Raw genomic sequence first — 21,536 nt, 5'->3', positions numbered from 1 at the left:
AAAATGTGAAACAAGCAAGATTTATTACTGAAGGTGCCGCGTTGTTGACTATATATGTAATGTTATTGTTTATATCTATGTATGTTCCGATTTTGGGTACAGTTGTAACTTTTGCGTTGCCGTTACCATTTATACTATTAATGATAAGACATAAACTATCTAATGTGCTCGTGGTTTTTGTAGCGGCACTTTTTGTTACTATTATTGTGAGTCAACCGATGAATTTAGTGAAGACAATTATGTTTGGATTGATAGGGATTGTTTTAGGATATATGTATAAAACAAGAAAAAAGCCAGTGGAAATCTTAATAGCTGGGACGCTTGCATACTTAATTGGTTTTGTACTTATTTATGTTGCGAGTATAAAGTTTTTCAACATAGATATAATGAAGCAAATGCAAAGTATATTTAGTGAAAGTATGGCGAAAAGCGAAAAGATAGTAAGTGCTACAGGTATGCCGATTAGTAAGGAACAAAAAGAGTTACTTGCACAAATGAATGATATATTACAATCGTTACTTCCGAGTATACTTGTGCTAGTTTCAGTATGTTTTTCTTGGATTACAGTGATAATATCAGGTAGTGTTTTGAAAAAGTTAAAATATGACGTTATATCTTGGCCTAAATTTAAAGATATACAATTACCAAAGAGTATCATTTGGTATTACGTTATATTTATTTTGTTAGCAACTTTTATAAAAGTAGAACCAACATCATATTTACATATGGTATTTTCTAACCTAAATGTCATATTTGCACTATTACTTGTACTGCAAGGTCTGACATTTATCGCCTTTTTAGCGTATAGAAAAGGTTTTACTAAAGGGGTTCCTATTATTAGTTTTATTGCATGCATGTTTATTCCGATGCTGTTTCCTCTTGTGACAATCTTAGGTATAATTGACTTAGGGATTTCATTGCGTTCTAAAATAGGGGGATAAAATAATATTCCTTATACTATTTTAATCTGTTTAACTAACTGGAAGGTGAGTTAGTTTTACTTTATAGGAGTTGTATACATGCCTGAATTTGATAAGAAACAGTGGTTTTTATATCCTGTTTATGTATTGGCATTTTTTGTGTTTGTGCTCATTTCAATTCTCTGTTATTTTCATTTAATTATGGGGATAGCTGCTTTTGTCATTTTTTGTATCGTATTCTTTATCGTTATACGATTTGAACTTAATTTTCAAAGGAATTTCGAAAAGCATACGACAGATATGATTACAAGAGTAAAGAAAGTAAGTAATGAAGCATTTAACCAAATGCCGATTGGTATTTTGTTATACAATAAGGATTATGGGATTGATTGGGCAAATCCTTATTTATCTTCATGTCTGGGACAGCATGCATTAGCTGGATGGCACCTTTACGATGTATCAGAAACATTACTTCTTTTCATTAAAGGAGAAACTTCTGATGATATAGTCTCTTTAAATAATCGAAAGTTTCGCGTTTTTGTAAGGAAAGAAGAAAAGTTAATTTATTTCTTTGATGTAACGGAACAAACAGAAATCGAAAAGATGTACGAGGATCAAAGGACTGTTTTAGCTGTCATCTATTTGGATAATTATGATGAAGTTACACAAGGATTAGATGATCAATTACGTACGAATATAACAAGTCTTGTGACATCGCGACTAAATGAATGGGCACTTAAGTATGGTGCGTATTTAAAACGTGCATCTTCAGAAAGATTCTTCGTTGTGCTAAATGAAAGTATTTTGACGCAGATGGAGAAAGGGAAATTTAGCATTTTAGATCAGGTGCGTGAAGAAACATCTAAAAGGAATATACCACTTACATTAAGTGTGGGTGTCGGATCAGGTGATTTACCTTTATCAGAGCTTGGAGCAATGGCTCAATCTGGTTTAGATCTTGCGCTTGGGCGTGGGGGAGACCAAGTAGCTATTAAACAAGCGACAGGTAAAGTTAAGTTCTATGGAGGTAAGACAAATCCGGTTGAAAAACGTACCCGTGTACGCGCTAGGGTCATTTCGCATGCGTTAAAGGATTTAGTATTAGAAAGTAGTAATGTCATTATTATGGGGCATAGGGCTCCCGATATGGACGCAATTGGTGCTGCGATTGGTATTTTAAAAGTGGCTCAATTAAATGAGCGTAAAGGATATATTGTGTTAGATGAAAATGATTCCGATAAAGGAATTAAGCGTTTGATGGACAAAGTGAAACAAAATGAGGAGTTATGGTCTCGTTTTATTACTCCAGAGCAAGCGATGGAATTTGCAAATGATGATTCGTTACTTGTTGTTGTCGATACGCATAAACCTTCGATGGTGATGGAGCAAAAACTGTTACGTAAAATTGAAAATGTAGTAGTTATTGATCATCATCGCCGTGGAGAAGATTTTATTGAAGACCCATTGCTAGTTTACATGGAACCATATGCTTCTTCAACGGCAGAATTGGTTACAGAATTACTTGAGTATCAACCTAAAAATTTAAAGATGACAATGTTAGAAGCGACGGCATTGTTAGCGGGTATTATTGTCGACACGAAAAGTTTCACATTCCGGACAGGGGCTCGTACATTTGATGCTGCTTCTTATTTACGCTCACATGGTGCAGATACTGTACTTGTACAAGAACTTTTAAAGGAAGATATGGATCAGTATTTACGGGTTGCAAAAGCTATAAAAAATGCGTACATTTATAAAAATGGAATTGCGATTGCTAAAGTTGATAGTGATGATTACTACGATCAAGTGCTTATTGCGCAATCGGCAGACACGTTATTAACAATGACAGGGATTATTGCATCATTTGTTGTTGCGAAACGTGGCGAGAATCTCATTGGAATTAGCAGCAGGTCTTTAGGTGAAGTGAATGTGCAGCTAATTATGGAAAACTTAGGCGGTGGCGGGCATTTGACGAATGCAGCCACACAGATGAAAAATGTTACAGTAGATGAAGCTGAGGAGAAGCTTCGATTTGTTATTGATGACTATTTACAGGGAGGCACACAATCATGAAAGTAATTTTTCTAAAAGACGTAAAAGGTAAAGGTAAAAAAGGAGAAGTAAAAAACGTACCAGATGGCTATGCAAATAACTTCTTATTAAAACAAGGATTAGCTGCTGAAGCAACAAATAGCAGTATGAAAACTTTAGAAGCTCAAAAGCGTAAAGAAGAAAAAGATGCAGCAGCAGAGCTTGAAAATGCAAAAGAGTTAAAAGAGACTTTAGAGAAATTAACTGTAGAATTAAAGGCGAAATCTGGAGAAGGTGGCCGTTTATTTGGTTCTATCACAAGCAAACAAATCGTAGATGCAATGCAAAAATCACACAAGATTAAGCTTGATAAACGTAAATTTGAAATGGACGATGCAATCCGCGCGTTAGGTTATACAAACGTTACTGTGAAATTGCATCCACAAGTAACAGCAACAGTAAAAGTTCATGTTAGTGAACAATAAAAATAAATTAAGCAAGGAGGATTGCGTATGAGTGATGTACTTGCTGATCGTACCCCTCCGCATAATATAGAGGCTGAGCAGGCGGTTTTAGGGGCCGTATTGATTGATCAAGATGCGTTAACTTCAGCATCAGAGTTATTGGTACCTGATTCGTTCTATCGAACGAAACATCAAAAGATTTTTGAAGTCATGCTTGGGCTATCTGATAAGGGAGAGCCGATCGACTTAATAATGATGACATCAGCAATGGCTGATCAAGGATTATTAGAAGAAGTTGGTGGGGTTTCTTACTTAGCGGAGTTAGCAGAGGTTGTGCCAACTGCAGCTAACGTAGAATATTACGCACGCATCATCGCTGAAAAGGCGCTTTTACGTCGTTTAATTCGCACGGCGACTCATATTGTATCGGATGGATATGAGAGAGAAGATGATGTGGATGGTCTTTTAAATGAGGCTGAGAAAAAAATATTAGAAGTATCCCATCAAACGAATGCAAAAGCATTCCAAAACATTAAAGATGTTCTTGTAGATGCTTATGACAAAATTGAACTTTTGCATAATCAAAAGGGTGAAGTTACTGGGATACCAACTGGGTTTACTGAATTAGATAAGATGACAGCAGGTTTCCAACGAAATGATTTAATTATCGTGGCAGCACGTCCATCAGTAGGGAAAACGGCATTTTCATTAAATATCGCACAAAACGTAGCGACGAAAACGGATGAAAATGTAGCGATTTTTAGTTTAGAGATGGGTGCTGATCAGCTTGTTATGCGTATGCTTTGTGCAGAAGGGAATATTGATGCACAAAGACTTCGTACTGGTTCATTAACTTCCGATGATTGGGCAAAATTAACAATGGCAATGGGGAGTCTCTCAAATGCTGGTATATATATTGATGATACGCCAGGTATTAAAGTAAATGAGATTCGAGCAAAATGTCGTAGATTAAAGCAAGAACAAGGTCTTGGTATGATTTTGATCGACTATTTGCAGCTTATTCAAGGAAGTGGGAAATCAGGAGAAAACCGTCAGCAGGAAGTATCTGAGATTTCTCGTACCTTAAAAGGGATTGCACGTGAATTGCAAGTGCCTGTTATTGCTTTATCACAGTTATCTCGTGGTGTAGAATCTCGTCAAGATAAACGCCCGATGATGTCTGATATTCGTGAATCTGGAAGTATTGAGCAGGATGCTGATATTGTAGCTTTCCTATATCGTGAAGACTACTATGATCGAGAAACGGAAAATAAAAATACAATTGAAATTATTATTGCAAAACAGCGTAACGGTCCAGTAGGTTCAGTGGAACTTGCATTCGTCAAAGAGTTCAATAAGTTCGTTAACTTAGAACGTCGTTTTGAGGATGGACATGCTCCGCCGGCATAAAGGCAGTATAAAAAAGAAACACATTTCTTATAATAAGATGTGTTTCTTTTTTTTTATAAGAAAGATAAGGCTTTCATAAGTTAAATATATAATTCTTACGAACGAAAAAGTTTTTTTATGAAAAAATGTTCGCTTTTCGGTTGACTTCTTTTTCGGTTTTGGTACAATTATATTGTTTGAATAGATCGTTTGAAAATTGCGGAGGTGCTTTAATAATGTCTTCAGTAGTAGTTGTAGGAACACAATGGGGCGACGAAGGAAAAGGTAAAATCACTGATTTTCTTTCTGAGCATGCGGAAGTAGTTGCAAGATATCAAGGTGGAAATAACGCGGGACATACAATTGTTTTCGGCGGAGTTAAATATAAATTACACTTAATTCCATCTGGTATTTTCTATAAAGAGAAAATTTGTGTAATCGGAAACGGATTAGTAGTAGATCCAAAAGCATTACTTGAAGAGTTAAAATACTTACACGATCGTGGTGTAAGTACTGATAATTTACGTGTAAGTAACCGTGCACATGTTATTTTACCTTACCACTTAAAGCAAGATGAGTTAGAAGAAGCAAGTAAAGGTGATAACAAAATCGGTACAACGAAAAAAGGTATCGGTCCTGCATATATGGATAAAGCTGCTCGTATTGGTATTCGTATGGCTGATCTTTTAGACCGTGAAGCATTTAAAGAGAAGCTTGAGCGCAATTTAGTAGAAAAAAATCGTTTATTTGAAAAAATGTACGATACAGAAGGTTTCACTGTAGAAGAAATTTTCGAAGAGTACTTCGAGTACGGGCAACAAATCGCGCAATATGTATGTGATACATCTGTTGTATTAAATGATGCATTAGATAATAATCACCGTGTATTATTTGAAGGTGCGCAAGGTGTTATGCTTGATATTGACCACGGTACGTACCCGTTCGTTACATCTTCTAACCCAATTGCTGGTGGTGTAACAGTTGGAACTGGAGTTGGTCCTGCGAAAGTTACTCGCGTTGTAGGTGTATGTAAAGCATATACAAGCCGCGTTGGTGATGGTCCATTCCCTACTGAGCTTCATGATGAAATTGGTCATCAAATTCGTGAAGTTGGTCGCGAGTATGGAACGACAACTGGTCGTCCACGCCGCGTAGGTTGGTTCGATAGCGTTGTTGTAAGACATGCACGTCGTGTTAGTGGTTTAACGGATCTATCATTAAATTCTATCGACGTTTTAACAGGTATTCCAACTCTTAAAATTTGTGTTGCTTACAAATACAATGGTGAAGTTATTGATGAAGTTCCAGCTAACTTAAACATTTTAGCAAAATGTGAGCCTGTATATGAAGAGCTTCCAGGTTGGGAAGAAGATATTACTGGTGTAAAATCATTAGATGAACTTCCTGAAAATGCACGAAAATACGTAGAACGTGTTTCTGAGTTAACAGGAATTCAAATATCTATGTTCTCAGTTGGACCAGATCGTAACCAAACAAATATTGTTCGTAACGTATACGAAGCTTAATTAATAGTGTTTAGAAAAAACTCATGTCCGCATGAGTTTTTTCTTATTCTTTTATAAAAAAACGAAAAAAGTATTGCAATAAATACAGAATACATGTTATGATACATCTTGTCGTCACGAAAATATGACGTTGGTGAGTATGAGCCATTAGCTCAGTTGGTAGAGCATCTGACTTTTAATCAGAGGGTCGAAGGTTCGAGTCCTTCATGGCTCACCATTTTATTTTTCGTGGCCCGTTGGTCAAGTGGTTAAGACACCGCCCTTTCACGGCGGTAACACGGGTTCGAATCCCGTACGGGTCATGTTTTTTTTTGCTTATTTTTGGTCCCGTGGTGTAGTGGTTAACATGCCTGCCTGTCACGCAGGAGATCGCCGGTTCGACCCCGGTCGGGACCGCCACTTTTGTTTATACCACCATTAGTGGTTTTATATATAGTTTTGGCTCGGTAGCTCAGTCGGTAGAGCAGAGGACTGAAAATCCTCGTGTCGGCGGTTCGATTCCGTCCCGAGCCACTCTCAGGATATTAAGTGGGCCCACTTAATATCCTTTTTATTTATGTAATTTTACAAAACTGAGTAGTTATTTTAAAATAGAACGAGGAGCCTCTAGCAGTTGAAGCTAGAGGTTTTTCTATAGATCGTATAGGATGCCGTGTAAAAGTGGATCATACATGAGTCTATGAGAATAGAGGAGAAAATACTTAAACAAAGGATGCGGTCATATAGGACATACTATGTAAACATCAATATGTTTAGGGATTATTGACCATATTTTTATAAGGAGGAAATAGACGATGATGGGAAAGAAAATTTTAGTAGTTGATGATGAAAAGCCGATTGCAGATATTTTGAAGTTTAACTTAGAAAAAGAAGGTTTTGAAATAGTAATGGCGCATGATGGTGATGAAGCAATTGAAAAGGCTAATGAAGAGCAACCAGATATGGTTTTATTAGATATTATGCTACCAGGTAAAGACGGCTTAGAGGTTTGCCGTGAAATACGTAAAAGCTCAGAAATGCCGATTATTATGCTTACAGCAAAGGACTCTGAGATTGATAAAGTATTAGGGCTTGAGCTTGGGGCAGATGATTATGTAACGAAGCCATTTAGTACAAGGGAATTACTTGCTCGTGTGAAGGCGAATTTACGCCGCCATCAACAAGGTGGTGCTGCGGAAAAAGAAGAAAATACAGAAATGGTTATTGGACCAATTGTGATTAATCCAAATGCATATAGTGTAACGAAGCGCGAGGAAAATATCGAGCTTACACATCGTGAATTTGAGTTGCTACATTATTTAGCGAAACATTTAGGACAAGTTATGACACGCGAACATTTATTACAAACAGTTTGGGGTTATGACTATTTTGGAGATGTGCGCACAGTAGACGTTACAGTACGTCGTTTGCGTGAAAAAATTGAAGATAATCCAAGCCATCCTACTTTAATTGTAACTAGACGTGGAGTAGGGTATTACTTGCGTGACCCAGAGCAGGAATAGTATATGAAGAAAGTTGGTTTTTTTCAATCTATTCATTTAAAATTTGTGCTTATATATATGCTATTAATATTAATAGCGATGCAAGTTATTGGAGTATATTTCGTAAGGGAATTAGAGAAGAGCTTAGTACAAGGTTTTAGGGATTCTTTAACGCAGCAAACAAACTTATTATCATATAATTTGAAGCAAGAGTTTAAAAAAAGTTATACAAAAGCAGAAACAGAGTCAACAGATGAAACGATTAAAACTTCAATTCGAAAATTTGCCTCTGATCAGAAGAAAGTTATACAAGAGGTAAGTGTATTTGATTCGCACAGAAAGTTACTGGCTATTTCAGATGAATCAAAGCAGAATAAGGTGAATCGAACATCAACTGATATAGCTGTTCAGCGAGTGTTAGTACAAAAAAAGCCAGAAGTGAAAATTGAGAAGGATGGTAGTACAGGTCATCGTGTTCAAGTTATGCTTACTCCGATTCTAGATGATAACGGTAAGGATGCGCTTGGTGTTATTTACATTGTGGCATCTATGGAAGATGTATATAAACAAATGAAGGATATAAATCAAATTTTTGCTACGGGAACAGTAATTGCTTTATTAGTAACGGCCGTACTTGGGATTTTATTGGCTCAAACAATTACAAGACCAATTTCAGATATGCGGAGACAAGCAATCGAAATGGCAAAAGGAAATTATTCCAGAAAAGTAAAAGTGCATAGCCATGATGAAATTGGACAACTGGCATTATCCTTCAATAATTTATCGAAAAAATTACAACAAGCTCGTTCTTCTACAGAAAGTGAAAGGCGTAAATTATCATCTGTTTTATCACATATGACAGATGGAGTAATTGCTACTGATCGAAAAGGGGATATTATTTTACTAAATGACCCTGCGGAAAAGATGTTAAATGTTTCTCGTGAAACAGCGCTCGATCAATCTGTTTTAGAGGTATTAGGGATACAGGAAGAATTTACGCTCGATCATTTATATGAAGAGCCAGATTCTGTTTTATTAGATTTTAGTACGAGAAACGAACCATATATTTTACGTGCTAGTTTCTCTGTTATTCAAAAAGAAACAGGGAAGGCAAACGGCTTAATTGCTGTACTATATGATGTAACAGAGCAGGAACGTATAGAACGGGAACGCCGTGAGTTTGTGGCAAATGTCTCTCATGAATTAAGGACGCCATTAACGACGATGCGCAGTTATTTAGAGGCACTTACAGATGGAGCATGGCAGGATCCAAATATTGCACCACAATTTTTAACGGTTACACAAGAAGAAACAGAAAGAATGATTAGACTTGTAAATGCGTTGTTACAGCTATCTAAACTGGATAGTACAGAGCATCGTTTAATGAAAGAATGGGTCGACTTTACTGATTTCTTTAATAATATTATTGATCGCTTTGAAATGTCTAAAGAGCAAAATGTAAGTTTCAAACGATCTTTCTCTAAGAAATCTAGATTTATTGATATGGATACTGACAAAATTACTCAAGTGCTGTATAACATTATTTCTAACGCATTAAAGTATTCACCAGAAGGTGGGACAGTAACATATCGTTTACGTGATCGCGGTGATTTATTAGAAATTAGTGTAAGTGACCAAGGAATGGGTATTCCAAAAGAAAACGTTGATAAAATCTTTGAACGTTTTTATCGCGTAGATAAAGCTCGTTCAAGACAAATGGGTGGTACGGGACTTGGATTAGCAATTGCAAAAGAAATGATTGAGGCACATGGTGGTTCTATTTGGGCGAAGAGTGAAGAAGGAAAAGGGACAACTATTTATTTCACGTTACCAATGGCAGCAGATGAAGAGGACGATTGGGAATGAGTATGGAAAACTTTAAAACAATAGTTTTAATTAACCTAGTTGTAATTAGCCTATTTCTTACTTTTAATTTATGGACGTATGTGCCAGATTCTACATCCATGCAAAACGCGAAATTTGTACAGGGGAATGAAGGAATGAACCAAACTAAAATTTCCGATGTTGTCCGTCCTACTTCTATCATCGTGCATAAAGATAAAAATCATTATGGGAGCAAAAGAGAGGCAGATATAGAATCAATCTATAAGCCTCTGGAAGTAGGGGAACTATATGATTTTAGAGAGATATCAATCACTAAGGGTGATTTCCTTTCATATGTGCATGGTGAAGGGAAAGTTGAACTTGTTTTCCCTACCGATATCCCATTTGATGCAGTTAAATCCATGTTTAACATGAAAGAGAAAAGTACAGGTAAGCCTAAACATTTTAATCGTATTCTCCTTGATCCTTCTAGAAGTAAGGATCAAGAAATTAAAATTAACTTTGTTTCTGATGGTGATAACTTTAAAATATACGAGGCAAAATTAAGTGGCTTGTATTTAAAAGATATTGTAAATGCCCAAAATCAATTTATAGTATCAGCAAAACCTTATTTTGATTATCAACTCAATGATATGAAAAAATTATTTTTACCAGATGGAACGACAGAGTTAAGCAATATAACATATATTTCATCTAATTTAGCAGTTGATACGTTTAAGAATGCTCTGTTTAGTGATCCTCGTTATTTAAGTCCGATTACCGAGATGTCGAAAGAAACATTTACAGATGGTATTAGATCCATGGAAATTGAAAACGATCGTCACATGCTAAAGTATAAAAACTCTTCTGTCTTAACTGAGAAAACGATAGATAATTTAATGCTTTTACAAAAAAGCTTTGAATTTGTAAGTGGTCACAGTGGGAGTTTGGATTCATATCGTTTGGACTATATGAATAAAGGAGAGACAGTATTTCGCTTAAATGAAGATGGATATCCAGTATTCAATGCAGATGGATTAGCGGAATTAAGACAAGTATGGGGATCAGAAGAAGTAATGGAATATGAAAGACCGTTGCTGTCTTTAAATACTAAAGGTATAGAACAGAAGGTTACTCTTCCGTCAGGGCATGTTGTAATAGCATCCCTAGAAAATAATCCAGAGATAAAGAAACAAGTAATTAAGGATATTGGCATTGGATACAAGTTATCACTAGATGGGCAAGTGGTTCGACTACAACCAATTTGGTATGTAAAGCTTGTTGAAGATGAAACAGGTAAACAGAAAATCTATGAGTGGAGTGAGGGAGGACTAAATGGATTGGGATCGGATTAAAACCATATTTATTGTGACCTTTTTTGTTTTGGACCTCTTTCTCATTTTCCAATTCATTCAAAAGCAAGATAGTAATCAATTGGAGCTTATTGCAGAAACAAAGATAGATCAAGAATTAAAAGCAAATAAAATTACGATGGGAAATATCCCTAAAGAACCGAAAAAAGAGTCATTTATTAGAGCGGAAAATAAAGCCTTTAAAGAAGAAGATATACAGTCTTTGAAAAATCAAACGGTGCATATACAAAATATGTACAAGATAGAAAGTAAGCTAAAAGAGCCTTTTTTAAATACGAAATCATTATCAAAAGATAAGTATAATGAATTTTTGAAGAACTATGTATTGGATGGACAAAAGTATGAATTTGGAGCGGTGAAAGACTCTAAAATTTATTTCTTCCAAAAATATAAAGATAAGCCTATTTTCTATAATAATCAGGCGATGATTGTTGTGGAATTAAATGAAAAAAATGAACTTGTTTCATATACGCAGACAATGCTAACTGATTTAAAAGAAATGGGCGAAGGTGAAAAAACGAAAGAGCAAGAAATTATTACGGCTCAAACAGCTTTAGAAAATTTGTATTTAAAAAATAAAATTCATGGAAATACGCATGTTAAAGAAGCGCAAATTGGTTATGCCACTCTTACCGCATCTACTTCTAATAACCAAGTACTTGCTCCAACGTGGAATTTAAAAACGGAGCAGAAGCAGGACTTCTTTGTGAATGCAATTGAAGGACAAGTTATGGAATTAGGAGAAAAGGAAAATCAAGTGGTTGATGAACATACTGGAGTGAGAAAGAATGGGGTTGCATTTTAGCGTACTTGCAAGTGGAAGTACAGGAAATATGCTATACGTAGGAACCGATGAAAAAAAATTACTAGTCGACGCAGGTTTAAGTGGTAAAGCAACAGAGGCTTTATTTAAACAAGCAGAACTAAATATAAATGATGTATCAGGTATTCTTGTAACGCATGAGCATAGTGATCATATTAAAGGATTAGGTGTATTGGCACGTAAATATGATTTACCTGTTTATGCGAATGAGAAAACATGGAATGCAATGGAACATTTAATAGGAAATATCCCAACTGAACAAAAGTTTATTTTCTCAGTTGGTGATGTGAAAACATTTGGTGATATTGAAGTCGAGTCATTTGGAGTTTCTCATGATGCGGCAGAACCGATGTTTTATGCTTTCCATAACAATAATAGGAAATTAGCGCTTATTACAGATACGGGATACGTAAGTGACCGTATGAAGGGCGTTATTAAGGGAGCTAATGCTTTTGTATTTGAAAGTAATCATGATGTAGAAATGCTTCGTATGGGACGTTATCCATGGAGCATTAAACGACGTATTTTAAGTGACGTTGGGCATGTTTGTAATGAGGATGCTGCATTAGCGATGGCAGATGTAATTACAGATGAGACAAAGCATATTTATTTAGCCCATTTAAGCTTAGATAATAACATGAAAGAACTAGCGCGTATGTCAGTATCACAAGTACTAGAGGAAAAAGGATTTGGAGTGGGTGAATCCTTTGAAATTCACGATACAGATCCAAAAATGCCTACAAAAATTCAATACGTATAATTCTTCATTTTAGTAAACAATAAAGGTGAATATAGTTGTTTTCAGGAAGATAGGTGAACAAATATGTCCTTTATTGATGAAGAAAGTTATCGTATGAAACGTGCAGGAAAAAAGAAGCACAAAGGTATAGTTCTTTCGAGTATAGCGGGAACAATTGTAGGAGCTTCTTTATTTGCGTTTGGAGCGCCTTTATTTTCGAATTCTGCTGATACGCTTCCGCAAGCTGAAGCAAGCGGAAGTAATATGGCTGAAGCTCAAGGGATTAAACAGATTAGCTTTGTAGATGCTGTTGATCGTGCATCTGAAGCTGTTGTGGGTGTTATTAACATTCAACGAGATAATTTTTCAGAGGCAGATTCAGAGGCCGGTACAGGATCAGGAGTAATTTATAAAAAGACAGATGGTCAAGCTTATATTGTAACGAATAATCATGTTGTAGCTGGAGCGAATCGTATTGAAGTAAGTCTAAGTGATGGTAAGAAGGTTCCTGGAAAAGTATTAGGAACCGATGTAGTCACAGATTTAGCTGTATTAGAAATAGATGCAAAGCATGTGAAAAAAATAATTGAAATTGGCGATTCTAATACTGTTCGCAGAGGAGAACCAGTTATTGCGATTGGAAACCCACTTGGACTGCAATTTTCTGGAACAGTTACACAAGGTATTATTTCAGCTAATGAACGTATTGTCCCTGTAGATTTAGATCAAGATGGACATTATGATTGGCAAGTAGAAGTGTTACAAACAGATGCAGCGATTAATCCGGGGAATAGTGGTGGTGCGCTTGTAAATGCAGCAGGACAATTAATTGGTATTAATTCAATGAAAATTGCTGCAAAAGAAGTAGAAGGAATCGGCCTTGCTATTCCGGTGACTAGAGCTGTTCCGATTATGAATGAACTTGAGAAGTATGGAAAAGTAAGAAGACCGTATGTTGGGATTGAACTTAGGTCATTAAATGAAATCCCAAACTATTATTGGTCAAAAACATTACATTTACCAGGTACTGTAACAGAGGGCGTTTGTATTTTGGATGTGAAAAGTCCTTCGCCAGGTGCGGATGCTGGTTTAAGAGAACATGATGTTATTGTGGCAGTAGATGGAAAACCGATTCGCGATATTATTGGATTCCGTACGGCCTTATATGATAAGGAAATTAATGATAAAATGACTCTTACGTTTTATCGTGGTACAAAAAGAGTAACAACAACAGTGAAATTAGGCATTCAAAAGTATTAAAAACAGGAGGGCCTACCTCCTGTTTTCTATTGTAGAAAAGTGAGGTGTAGAAAATGAATTTACCTTGTTGTTTAGAACATGTTGAATTAGCGTTAGATATTATTGTGGATGAGTGTGAAGTTGCACCAGTTATCAACAATGTGGATAACTCGGGAAAAGAGAAAAAAACATGTGAATTTTGTCAAAATGAGGCGACATATGTTGTATCGAACACAGATTCTCACACAATATGTGGGTAGTATTTGTGGATATGTGGATAAGTTTTGTGGATAACATGTTTGTAAGGTGGAGGATACGTGTGAATATCTCGATTATTTCAATTGGGAAATTAAAAGAAAAATATTTGAAACAAGGTATAGCAGAATACTTAAAACGATTATCTGCATACGCAAAAGTAGAAGTAATTGAATTACCTGATGAAAAGGCGCCAGAAAATTTAAGTGAAGCAGAAATGTTAATTGTAAAGGAAAAAGAAGGTATACGTATACTCGATAAAATTTCTGATGACACGCATGTGATTGCATTAGCTATAGAAGGAAAGCAAAAGTCATCAGAAGAATTTGCGGTAAGTCTAGATCGCCTTGCTACATACGGAAAGAGTAAAGTCGCATTTGTAATTGGTGGATCACTTGGACTAAGCTCAGAAGTGATGAAGCGTTCAAATGAATCACTTTCTTTTTCAAAGATGACATTACCACACCAATTAATGCGATTAGTGTTGCTTGAGCAAGTCTATAGAGCGTTTCGGATTAATCGTGGAGAACCGTATCATAAGTAATGTATTCTATGTAAAACACTGATATTATCATATTTATTTTATTATGCCTATAATTGGAGGCTATGTGAATGGTAAGTGATCAGACGAGATATTCTAGACTCGCAAATATAACAAAAATAATAAATACGAAATTAGAACTACGTGACGTATTGCAGCGTGTGACAATGGCGATATCAGAGGAAATTGTTAGGTGCGATGCTGTTGGAATTTATTTACCCCAGGAAGATGGAACATTTAGAGGGTTTGCAGGAAAACCAGAGACTATAAATGGCGTAACGCTCGATACTCAAGTAATTGATCCTGAAATAGACTTACTGGCAAAAGAGGTTATTGAAACGAAAAAAACCATCTATATTCCTGATACCTCAAAGGATCATCGACCAGATCCGAGACCGGTTAATGCATTCAAAATTAAGTCCTTATTAGCCTTGCCTATCTCATTTGGGCAAGAGTTATTTGGTCTAGTTTTTTTATTTGATTATGGAATTCCGATGAACTTAACAGATTCAGAAATTCAAAGTGTTGAAGCTTATGTAAATATGGCTGCGGTTGCAATTCAAAACACAAATAATTTAAAACAAAAGGAAAACCTTATTGCTGAGAAGCAGCTGTTACTAAATGTTACACGTGATTTATCAATGTGTTCCTCGATACAGGAGAGTTTTGATAAATGCTTTTTTTACCTAGAACAGATTTTAGAGAGTAAAAATATGACTGCCCATCTTCTAGATCCGCTAGATAAAACAACAATTAAAACAACGAAATTAAGTAAGGGCTGTCATTGGACAGAAGCGGATTGGACAGAGAAAAGCTATGAAGCCAAGATTCAAGAAGTTATTCAAACAAAAAATATAGATAGTAAGGGTCTATTGATGATTCCATTGGTTTCAATTGGAGAAGTATTAGGGGTAATCGTCGTTGGCAAAGAAGGAAAAGCTCACAATTATGATCATTCTCAACTTCAACTAGCAAAATCTATCGTTGATGCCACAGCCCCTACGTTTTCGAATTTGTCATATATGGATCAACTAGAAAGCATAGTGGAAGAGCGAACGAGAGAGCTAGCTGCTGCTAATGAAAAAGTTACAAGTGTGATTGAATGTATTACGGATGGATTTTTTATTTTAAATAATAAATGGGAATTTACGTACGTAAATAAGCACCAATATTTTCCGCAAAGAAAAACAGCAAAAGATGTATTAGGAAAGAATATATGGGATGTTTTCCCGAGTGAAATCGACACAGTTATGTATAAGGAATTTCATCGTGCGATGTCAGAGCGAACTACAGTTCATTTCGAATTTCTTTCTACTGCAGATGAATATTGGCACGAAGTTATTGCATACCCGTATGATGATGGTATTTGTTGTATTTTTAAAAACATAACGGAAAAAAAGAAATATGAACAGGAATTGAAAAGATTATCCAACATAGATTTAATAGGGCAAATGGCAGCAGGTATCAGCCATGAAATTAGAAATCCAATGACAACAGTACTAGGATTTTTACAGTTATTAAAAGAAGAGAATACCTATGAGAAACATAATAAATACTTTCATTTAATGATTGAAGAACTTAACCGTGCCAATTCTATTATTACTGAATTTCTCTCAATGGGTAATACAAGGAAATCGGATTTGCAGATGTTAGATTTAAATTCAATTATCCGCGATATTATTCCTTTAATAAAGATTGATACGTACAATCAAAATAAATATATTCAAGTCGATACAAATGACATTCCAGAATTACTTTTAAATCGTAATGAAATACGGCAATTATTAATGAATCTATATCGTAATGGCTTAGAAGCGATGAATACAGGGAAAGTTCTAACCATTAGCACTTACAAGGAAGGTCAAAATTGTGTGGTGCTTGCAGTGCGGGATCAAGGAAAAGGTATCAGGCCTGAAGTATTAGAGAAACTGGGTACGCCGTTTTACACGACCAAAGATAATGGAACTGGATTAGGGTTAGGTGTATGTTATGCCATTGCTGCCCGCCATAATGCAAAAATAGAAATTCAAACAGGATCGGAAGGCACTACCTTTTTTGTTAAATTTAATTATGAAAATAATAAAAAATAACCTTATTTAGAATAGTTACGATGAACCGTATCATAAATAAATTTATTCTTTGCATATAAAAGGATAAAAAGACCATTGGACAAAAATTACCGATGGTCTTTTAAATATTATTAGATGGTATGTAGATTTCCTAAAATAAGTATGTTTCTATTTCCATAAAAATATGCTGTAATATGAAGAGGAAAAAGTATAAGTAGTTAGAGAAGTGAGGAATTAAAGGTGAAGAAGTTTAAGAAGTTTTACTTGGAGATTACGAGTGTATGTAATCTTGCGTGTAGCTTTTGTCCGCCGACGGAAAGGCAGAAGCAATTCATTTCTGTAGAGGATTTTGCTAAAAGATTAGACCAAATTAAACCTCACACAGACTACATTTATTTGCACGTGAAGGGTGAGCCGTTGCTCCACCCGAAAATAGATCAACTATTAGACTTAAGTCATGAAAAAGGGTTTAAAGTTAATATTACAACGAACGGAACGTTAATTAATAAGAGAAGACATAGGCTGTTAAATAAGCCTGCGTTAAGACAAATGAATTTTTCACTGCATAGTTTTGATGGACATCCAGGTTCGCAAGATAAAGAGGGCTATGTAAGGAGTATACTTTCCTTCATTAGGGAAGCGACAAGTCAATCAGATTTAATTGTATCGTTAAGGTTATGGAATTTAACTCAGGATAATAAAACGAATGCTGAAATCCAGAAAAATAGAGAGTTATTATCTATAATTGAAAATGAATTTGATCTATCTTATCAAATTGAAGAGAAGCTTACACCAGGAAAAGGTATAAAAATTGCAGAACGTGTCTTTATTAATCAAGACTATGAATTCCAGTGGCCAGCATTACATGAAGAAGAGGATGATGGGAAAGGATTCTGTCATGGACTTCGTAATCAAGCGGGTATTTTAGCGAATGGAACAGTTATTCCTTGTTGTTTAGATGGTGAAGGGATTATTAACCTTGGGAATATTAATAATGATTCATTTTCTAACATTATCGAAGGTGAAAGAGCAACAAACATTGTCGATGGATTTTCGAAAAGAGTTGCGGTTGAAGAACTTTGCAGGAAATGTGGATATCGCAAACGGTTTGGGAAGTAAATATGAAATAAGCCCTCATAAAGCGAGGGCTTATTTTTTATACTTGATAAGAATGCTCTAATTTATCAATTAATGAACCAACGTAAGAAACAGCTTTACGGATTGCATCTGGTTTTGACATATCTACTCCGGCATGTTTCATTGTACCACCAGCGATCAATAGCATGTTGTCCTTCCTCTTTAATCATTTGAGCTACTGCAGTGGATGCAGTGTGTGCTGCCTTTTTTGTAGTATTTCTAGTAACGATTTACGGAAAGGTTCAAGTTTTGTTTCTTCAGTTAAATATTTTTCAATTGTTCCTTCGCCGAATATGAGAATTTCATTATGAATAAAGGATAGTGCAGTATGTACTTTCGTCCATAAAGCAGAAATTTTGGAAGAGTTCGCTTGAATACTTGGATTTGTACGATCAGTAGATTCTTTTAAATTTGCATATGAGTACAGTTTTGTTAACGTCATTAAAAGTTCTTCTTCTAAAAGTAGGCAATTTAATAAAGTGTGGGAGCTAGTATGTAAATGTCCTTTAAATGAATCAAGTTTCTGTATATCATTTTCCAATGCGTTTAATGCAGTAGGCTATTTGGTATCAGAATTATACAAATCGGATAAATCCCATGTTAGTTCAGCAGGTACCTCTACGCGATTAAGGCGATTTTCCATTACATTTTTCAAGTCGTATATCCTCCTTATTAAGACTATCTAAAAATATAACAATAGAAAATTCAGTTAAATCAAAGTATTTTACATTTTTATATACAAAAAAGAAGGACAAGCATGAAAATGCTTGTCCTTCAAGTTAATTTAAGAATTAATATACTTTGTCACCATTGAAAATCGAGTTTTTCACGACAACATAATCTACAGTACGAATAGCATCTAATTTTGTTCCACCAGCGTAAGAGATAGAAGATTGAAGATCTTGTTCCATTTCGATTAACGTATCTTCTAAAGAACCTTTATGCTCAACGAACATTTTCTTACCTTCAACGTTTTTCTTCTCACCCTTTTGGAATTCAGAAGCAGAACCGAAGTATTCTTTATAAAGTTTGCCATCTCTTTCAATTGTTTCCCCTGGAGACTCTTCGTGACCAGCGAATAGAGAACCGATCATGACCATAGTTGCCCCAAATCGTATAGATTTAGCTACGTCGCCGTGTGTACGAATACCACCATCAGCGATAATTGGCTTGCTTGCAGCTTTTGCACACCAGCGAAGTGCAGCTAGCTGCCAACCACCAGTTCCGAAGCCTGTTTTAATTTTAGTAATACAAACTTTACCAGGTCCAATACCAACTTTTGTTGCATCGGCACCAGCATTTTCTAATTCTCTTACCGCTTCTGGAGTTCCAACGTTTCCAGCGATAACGAAGCTCTCTGGTAAATGTTTTTTAATATGTTGAATCATGTTGATCACAGCATTAGAATGACCGTGTGCGATATCAATCGTGATATATTCAGGTATCAGTTGCTCAGCAGCTAATTGTTGTACGAATTCATATTCGTCCTCTTTTACACCAACGCTGATAGAAGCGATTAATCCACGTGATTGCATATCTCTAATGAATGAGATTCGTTTCTCTGGTTGGAAACGATGCATGATATAAAAGTAGTTGTTCTCAGCTAAATAAGTTGCAATTCTTTCATCAATAATCGTTTGCATATTTGCAGGTACGACAGGTAATTTAAATTTATGTTTTCCTAAAGTGACAGTTGTATCACATTCAGAGCGGCTATTTACAATACATTTCGCGGGAATTAATTGAATATCTTCATAGTCGAATACGTTTTCCATCATTTACACCCCTAAAATACGAATATTTTATTTTTATTAATCAAAAATGTTCGTCCATAGGATAATTTACATTATTTTTATTAAGAAGTCAAAGGATTTCTTAACATTTTTTGAAAAAGTAGATTTTATATCTGAAAAACAACGTTAAAAACGAATTTAAAACGTTTTTTTATTTTTATTGTTCGTTTATGAAAAAGGTTGAAAAATTAAGATAATTATACAAGGTTGTATGTATTCTTTTTATTTTTTTGGAGTGGATGTAGGATACTATGAAAAGGTTAATGCTAACAATACGAGCAAAAGATGTTATCAAGTAGTTGAACATTATATGAAATGATAAGGTTTATTTCTATATAAAAAGATGAATCTGGCATGATCCACCTTTTTATGTGAGGTTTCAAGTATAATAAGTAGGGTGATAGTAATGTATACAAAAGATAAAAAAGAAAATAATACAAAATAAAATGAGGTTAATATATGAGTAAAAAAAGTTTTTCTGATTATAAACTAAGTACGGAAATCGTAAGGGCACTTACTGGGTTAGGATATAATCATCCAACAGAAGTACAAGGTGAGGTTATTCCAGTTGCATTAGAAAAGAAGGATCTTGTTGTGAAGTCCCAGACTGGAAGTGGAAAAACGGCTTCATTTGGTATTCCACTTTGTGAAATGGTGGAGTGGGAAGAGAATAAACCACAAGCATTAGTTTTAACACCAACGAGAGAGCTTGCGGTACAGGTAAAAGAAGATATTACAAATATAGGTCGATTCAAAAGGATTAAGGCTGCGGCAGTTTATGGGAAATCTCCATTTGCACGTCAAAAATTAGAATTAAAGCAAAAGACACATATTGTAGTTGGTACTCCTGGTCGTGTGTTGGATCATATTGAGAAGGGTACCCTTTCTTTAGAGTGTTTGAAGTATTTAGTTATTGATGAAGCAGATGAGATGCTAAATATGGGCTTTATCGATCAAGTAGAGGCAATTATTGATGAATTACCTACAAAAAGAATGACGATGTTATTTTCAGCAACACTTCCAGAAGATGTTGAGAAATTGTCTCGTACATATATGAATTCACCAATTCATATTGAAATTAAAGCAGCTGGGATTACGACGGATAAAATTGAACATACTCTTTTTGAGGTGATAGAAGACGAGAAGCTTTCACTACTTAAAGATGTAACAACGATTGAGAATCCTGATAGCTGTATTATTTTCTGTCGTACACAAGAAAATGTAGATCATGTATATAGACAATTAAAACGAGCTAACTATCCTTGTGACAAAATACATGGTGGTATGGTACAAGAAGATCGTTTTGAAGTCATGGATGATTTTAGAAAAGGAAAATTCCGTTATTTAGTAGCAACAGATGTAGCTGCGAGAGGAATTGATATTGATAATATTACACATGTTATTAATTATGATATTCCACTTGAAAAAGAAAGCTATGTACATCGTACTGGAAGAACGGGACGAGCTGGAAATAGTGGGAAAGCTATTACATTTATAACACCATATGAAAATAGATTTTTAGAAGAGATTGAGGAGTATATTGGATTTGAAATTCCAAAGGCAATTGGACCTTCAAAAGAAGAAGTTATGAAAGAGAAAGCTGCATTTGAAGAAAAGATACATGCTAAACCAATTATAAAGAAAGATAAAAATGCAGATATCAACAAAGGCATTATGAAGCTGTACTTTAATGGCGGGAAGAAAAAGAAAATTAGGGCGGTAGATTTCGTCGGTACAATTGCTAAAATTAAAGGTGTTACAGCAGAAGATATAGGTATTATTACGATACAAGATAATGTTTCTTACGTTGAAATATTAAATGGAAAAGGACCACTTGTCTTGAAAGTCATGAAGACTACAACGATTAAAGGGAAACAACTAAAAGTTCATGAAGCAATTAAGTAAATAAAAAACTATCCACTTTAATAGGTG

18 protein-coding genes, 4 tRNA genes and 1 pseudogene are annotated in these 21,536 nt (G+C 35.2%); 20 read left to right on the top strand and 3 right to left on the bottom strand.

Features of this window, described 5'->3' with window-relative positions:
• Positions 1 to 5 precede the first annotated feature (5 nt).
• From NST86_RS28035 to NST86_RS27945, 19 genes are all read left to right on the top strand, one after another.
• Positions 6 to 941 carry a YybS family protein gene (locus NST86_RS28035; RefSeq protein WP_016118982.1) on the top strand — a complete coding sequence of 312 codons (936 nt, stop codon included), beginning with the start codon at positions 6 to 8 and terminating at the stop codon, positions 939 to 941.
• A 78-nt stretch (positions 942 to 1,019) separates the two neighbouring features.
• Positions 1,020 to 2,993: a DHH family phosphoesterase gene (locus tag NST86_RS28030; RefSeq protein ID WP_086391482.1), complete on the top strand. Its 1,974-nt coding sequence runs from the start codon at positions 1,020 to 1,022 to the stop codon at positions 2,991 to 2,993.
• Positions 2,990 to 3,436 carry a 50S ribosomal protein L9 gene (rplI, locus tag NST86_RS28025; RefSeq protein ID WP_000864228.1) on the top strand — a complete coding sequence of 149 codons (447 nt, stop codon included), beginning with the start codon at positions 2,990 to 2,992 and terminating at the stop codon, positions 3,434 to 3,436. Before NST86_RS28030 ends, rplI begins: the two co-directional genes overlap by 4 nt.
• 27 nt (positions 3,437 to 3,463) lie before the next feature.
• On the top strand, positions 3,464 to 4,825 hold the full coding sequence (gene dnaB / locus NST86_RS28020; RefSeq protein ID WP_001286149.1) for a replicative DNA helicase: 1,362 nt from the start codon (positions 3,464 to 3,466) through the stop codon (positions 4,823 to 4,825).
• Between the two features lie 215 nt (positions 4,826 to 5,040).
• Positions 5,041 to 6,330: an adenylosuccinate synthase gene (locus tag NST86_RS28015; protein ID WP_000100238.1), complete on the top strand. Its 1,290-nt coding sequence runs from the start codon at positions 5,041 to 5,043 to the stop codon at positions 6,328 to 6,330.
• A 141-nt stretch (positions 6,331 to 6,471) separates the two neighbouring features.
• Positions 6,472 to 6,547: transfer RNA gene (locus tag NST86_RS28010), tRNA-Lys, on the top strand.
• A gap of 13 nt (positions 6,548 to 6,560) precedes the next feature.
• Positions 6,561 to 6,632: transfer RNA gene (locus NST86_RS28005), tRNA-Glu, on the top strand.
• A 21-nt stretch (positions 6,633 to 6,653) separates the two neighbouring features.
• Positions 6,654 to 6,729 (top strand) — tRNA-Asp (locus tag NST86_RS28000).
• 41 nt (positions 6,730 to 6,770) lie between these two features.
• Positions 6,771 to 6,843: transfer RNA gene (locus tag NST86_RS27995), tRNA-Phe, on the top strand.
• 281 nt (positions 6,844 to 7,124) lie between these two features.
• Positions 7,125 to 7,832, top strand: a complete 708-nt coding sequence (gene walR, locus NST86_RS27990) for a cell wall metabolism DNA-binding response regulator WalR (protein WP_000971865.1) — start codon at positions 7,125 to 7,127, stop codon at positions 7,830 to 7,832.
• Positions 7,833 to 7,835: 3 nt separating this feature from the next.
• The gene (gene walK / locus NST86_RS27985) at positions 7,836 to 9,677 is read left to right on the top strand and encodes a cell wall metabolism sensor histidine kinase WalK (RefSeq protein ID WP_000755367.1); all 1,842 of its coding nucleotides are present in this window, start codon (positions 7,836 to 7,838) and stop codon (positions 9,675 to 9,677) included.
• Positions 9,674 to 10,990 carry a YycH family regulatory protein gene (locus NST86_RS27980; RefSeq protein ID WP_016118981.1) on the top strand — a complete coding sequence of 439 codons (1,317 nt, stop codon included), beginning with the start codon at positions 9,674 to 9,676 and terminating at the stop codon, positions 10,988 to 10,990. The genes walK and NST86_RS27980 overlap by 4 nt, the downstream gene beginning before the upstream one ends.
• A complete protein-coding gene (locus NST86_RS27975; protein WP_000383740.1) occupies positions 10,971 to 11,813 on the top strand; it encodes a two-component system regulatory protein YycI in 843 nt (280 codons plus the stop codon). The genes NST86_RS27980 and NST86_RS27975 overlap by 20 nt, the downstream gene beginning before the upstream one ends.
• Entirely contained in the window at positions 11,797 to 12,591 is a 795-nt protein-coding gene (locus NST86_RS27970) for an MBL fold metallo-hydrolase (RefSeq protein ID WP_000522837.1), read from the top strand. Before NST86_RS27975 ends, NST86_RS27970 begins: the two co-directional genes overlap by 17 nt.
• A 63-nt stretch (positions 12,592 to 12,654) precedes the next feature.
• A complete protein-coding gene (locus NST86_RS27965) occupies positions 12,655 to 13,830 on the top strand; it encodes a S1C family serine protease (protein WP_000008042.1) in 1,176 nt (391 codons plus the stop codon).
• 53 nt (positions 13,831 to 13,883) lie between these two features.
• Positions 13,884 to 14,069, top strand: a complete 186-nt coding sequence (locus NST86_RS27960; RefSeq protein ID WP_001052831.1) for a CxxH/CxxC protein — start codon at positions 13,884 to 13,886, stop codon at positions 14,067 to 14,069.
• Positions 14,070 to 14,128: 59 nt separating this feature from the next.
• The gene (gene rlmH / locus NST86_RS27955; protein WP_001027003.1) at positions 14,129 to 14,608 is read left to right on the top strand and encodes a 23S rRNA (pseudouridine(1915)-N(3))-methyltransferase RlmH; all 480 of its coding nucleotides are present in this window, start codon (positions 14,129 to 14,131) and stop codon (positions 14,606 to 14,608) included.
• Positions 14,609 to 14,676: 68 nt separating this feature from the next.
• Positions 14,677 to 16,695 carry a GAF domain-containing sensor histidine kinase gene (locus NST86_RS27950; protein WP_000253111.1) on the top strand — a complete coding sequence of 673 codons (2,019 nt, stop codon included), beginning with the start codon at positions 14,677 to 14,679 and terminating at the stop codon, positions 16,693 to 16,695.
• Positions 16,696 to 16,914: 219 nt separating this feature from the next.
• Complete coding sequence (locus NST86_RS27945; RefSeq protein ID WP_000713633.1) at positions 16,915 to 17,793, top strand: radical SAM/SPASM domain-containing protein; 879 nt, start codon at positions 16,915 to 16,917, stop codon at positions 17,791 to 17,793.
• 37 nt (positions 17,794 to 17,830) lie between these two features.
• On the opposite strand, the gene NST86_RS27940 is transcribed toward NST86_RS27945, so the two are convergent.
• The 3 genes and pseudogenes from NST86_RS27940 to guaC form a co-directional block, all read right to left on the bottom strand.
• Positions 17,831 to 17,959, bottom strand: coding sequence for a hypothetical protein (locus NST86_RS27940; protein ID WP_016118980.1), 129 nt, complete (start codon positions 17,957 to 17,959; stop codon positions 17,831 to 17,833).
• 36 nt (positions 17,960 to 17,995) lie between these two features.
• Positions 17,996 to 18,466, bottom strand: a pseudogene (locus NST86_RS27935) (oligoendopeptidase F); the annotation flags it as partial.
• A 136-nt stretch (positions 18,467 to 18,602) separates the two neighbouring features.
• A complete protein-coding gene (guaC, locus tag NST86_RS27930) occupies positions 18,603 to 19,586 on the bottom strand; it encodes a GMP reductase (RefSeq protein WP_227593354.1) in 984 nt (327 codons plus the stop codon).
• Between the two features lie 477 nt (positions 19,587 to 20,063).
• Between guaC and NST86_RS27925 the strand changes: the two genes are divergently transcribed.
• A complete protein-coding gene (locus NST86_RS27925; protein WP_000039354.1) occupies positions 20,064 to 21,509 on the top strand; it encodes a DEAD/DEAH box helicase in 1,446 nt (481 codons plus the stop codon).
• The last annotated feature ends 27 nt before the right edge of the window (positions 21,510 to 21,536 follow it).

The sequence above is a fragment of the Bacillus sp. FSL L8-0199 genome (assembly GCF_038005705.1).
Classification (GTDB): Bacteria; Bacillota; Bacilli; order Bacillales; family Bacillaceae_G; genus Bacillus_A; species Bacillus_A cereus.
Note: the sequence above shows the minus strand (reverse complement) of the source record. Positions and strands in the feature narration are given on the sequence as shown.

Excerpts from the sequence above, each read along its gene's own strand:
- rplI (WP_000864228.1), top strand. The coding sequence starts at position 2,990 with ATGAAAGTAATTTTTCTAAAAGACGTAAAAGGTAAAGGTAAAAAAGGA.
- NST86_RS27970 (WP_000522837.1), top strand. The coding sequence starts at position 11,797 with ATGGGGTTGCATTTTAGCGTACTTGCAAGTGGAAGTACAGGAAATATG.
- dnaB (WP_001286149.1), top strand. The coding sequence starts at position 3,464 with ATGAGTGATGTACTTGCTGATCGTACCCCTCCGCATAATATAGAGGCT.
- NST86_RS27960 (WP_001052831.1), top strand. The coding sequence starts at position 13,884 with ATGAATTTACCTTGTTGTTTAGAACATGTTGAATTAGCGTTAGATATT.
- walR (WP_000971865.1), top strand. The coding sequence starts at position 7,125 with ATGATGGGAAAGAAAATTTTAGTAGTTGATGATGAAAAGCCGATTGCA.
- NST86_RS27980 (WP_016118981.1), top strand. The coding sequence starts at position 9,674 with ATGAGTATGGAAAACTTTAAAACAATAGTTTTAATTAACCTAGTTGTA.
- walK (WP_000755367.1), top strand. The coding sequence starts at position 7,836 with ATGAAGAAAGTTGGTTTTTTTCAATCTATTCATTTAAAATTTGTGCTT.
- NST86_RS28015 (WP_000100238.1), top strand. The coding sequence starts at position 5,041 with ATGTCTTCAGTAGTAGTTGTAGGAACACAATGGGGCGACGAAGGAAAA.
- NST86_RS28030 (WP_086391482.1), top strand. The coding sequence starts at position 1,020 with ATGCCTGAATTTGATAAGAAACAGTGGTTTTTATATCCTGTTTATGTA.
- guaC (WP_227593354.1), bottom strand. The coding sequence starts at position 19,586 with ATGGAAAACGTATTCGACTATGAAGATATTCAATTAATTCCCGCGAAA.
- NST86_RS27940 (WP_016118980.1), bottom strand. The coding sequence starts at position 17,959 with ATGCTATTGATCGCTGGTGGTACAATGAAACATGCCGGAGTAGATATG.
- NST86_RS27975 (WP_000383740.1), top strand. The coding sequence starts at position 10,971 with ATGGATTGGGATCGGATTAAAACCATATTTATTGTGACCTTTTTTGTT.
- NST86_RS27925 (WP_000039354.1), top strand. The coding sequence starts at position 20,064 with ATGAGTAAAAAAAGTTTTTCTGATTATAAACTAAGTACGGAAATCGTA.
- NST86_RS27965 (WP_000008042.1), top strand. The coding sequence starts at position 12,655 with ATGTCCTTTATTGATGAAGAAAGTTATCGTATGAAACGTGCAGGAAAA.
- NST86_RS27950 (WP_000253111.1), top strand. The coding sequence starts at position 14,677 with ATGGTAAGTGATCAGACGAGATATTCTAGACTCGCAAATATAACAAAA.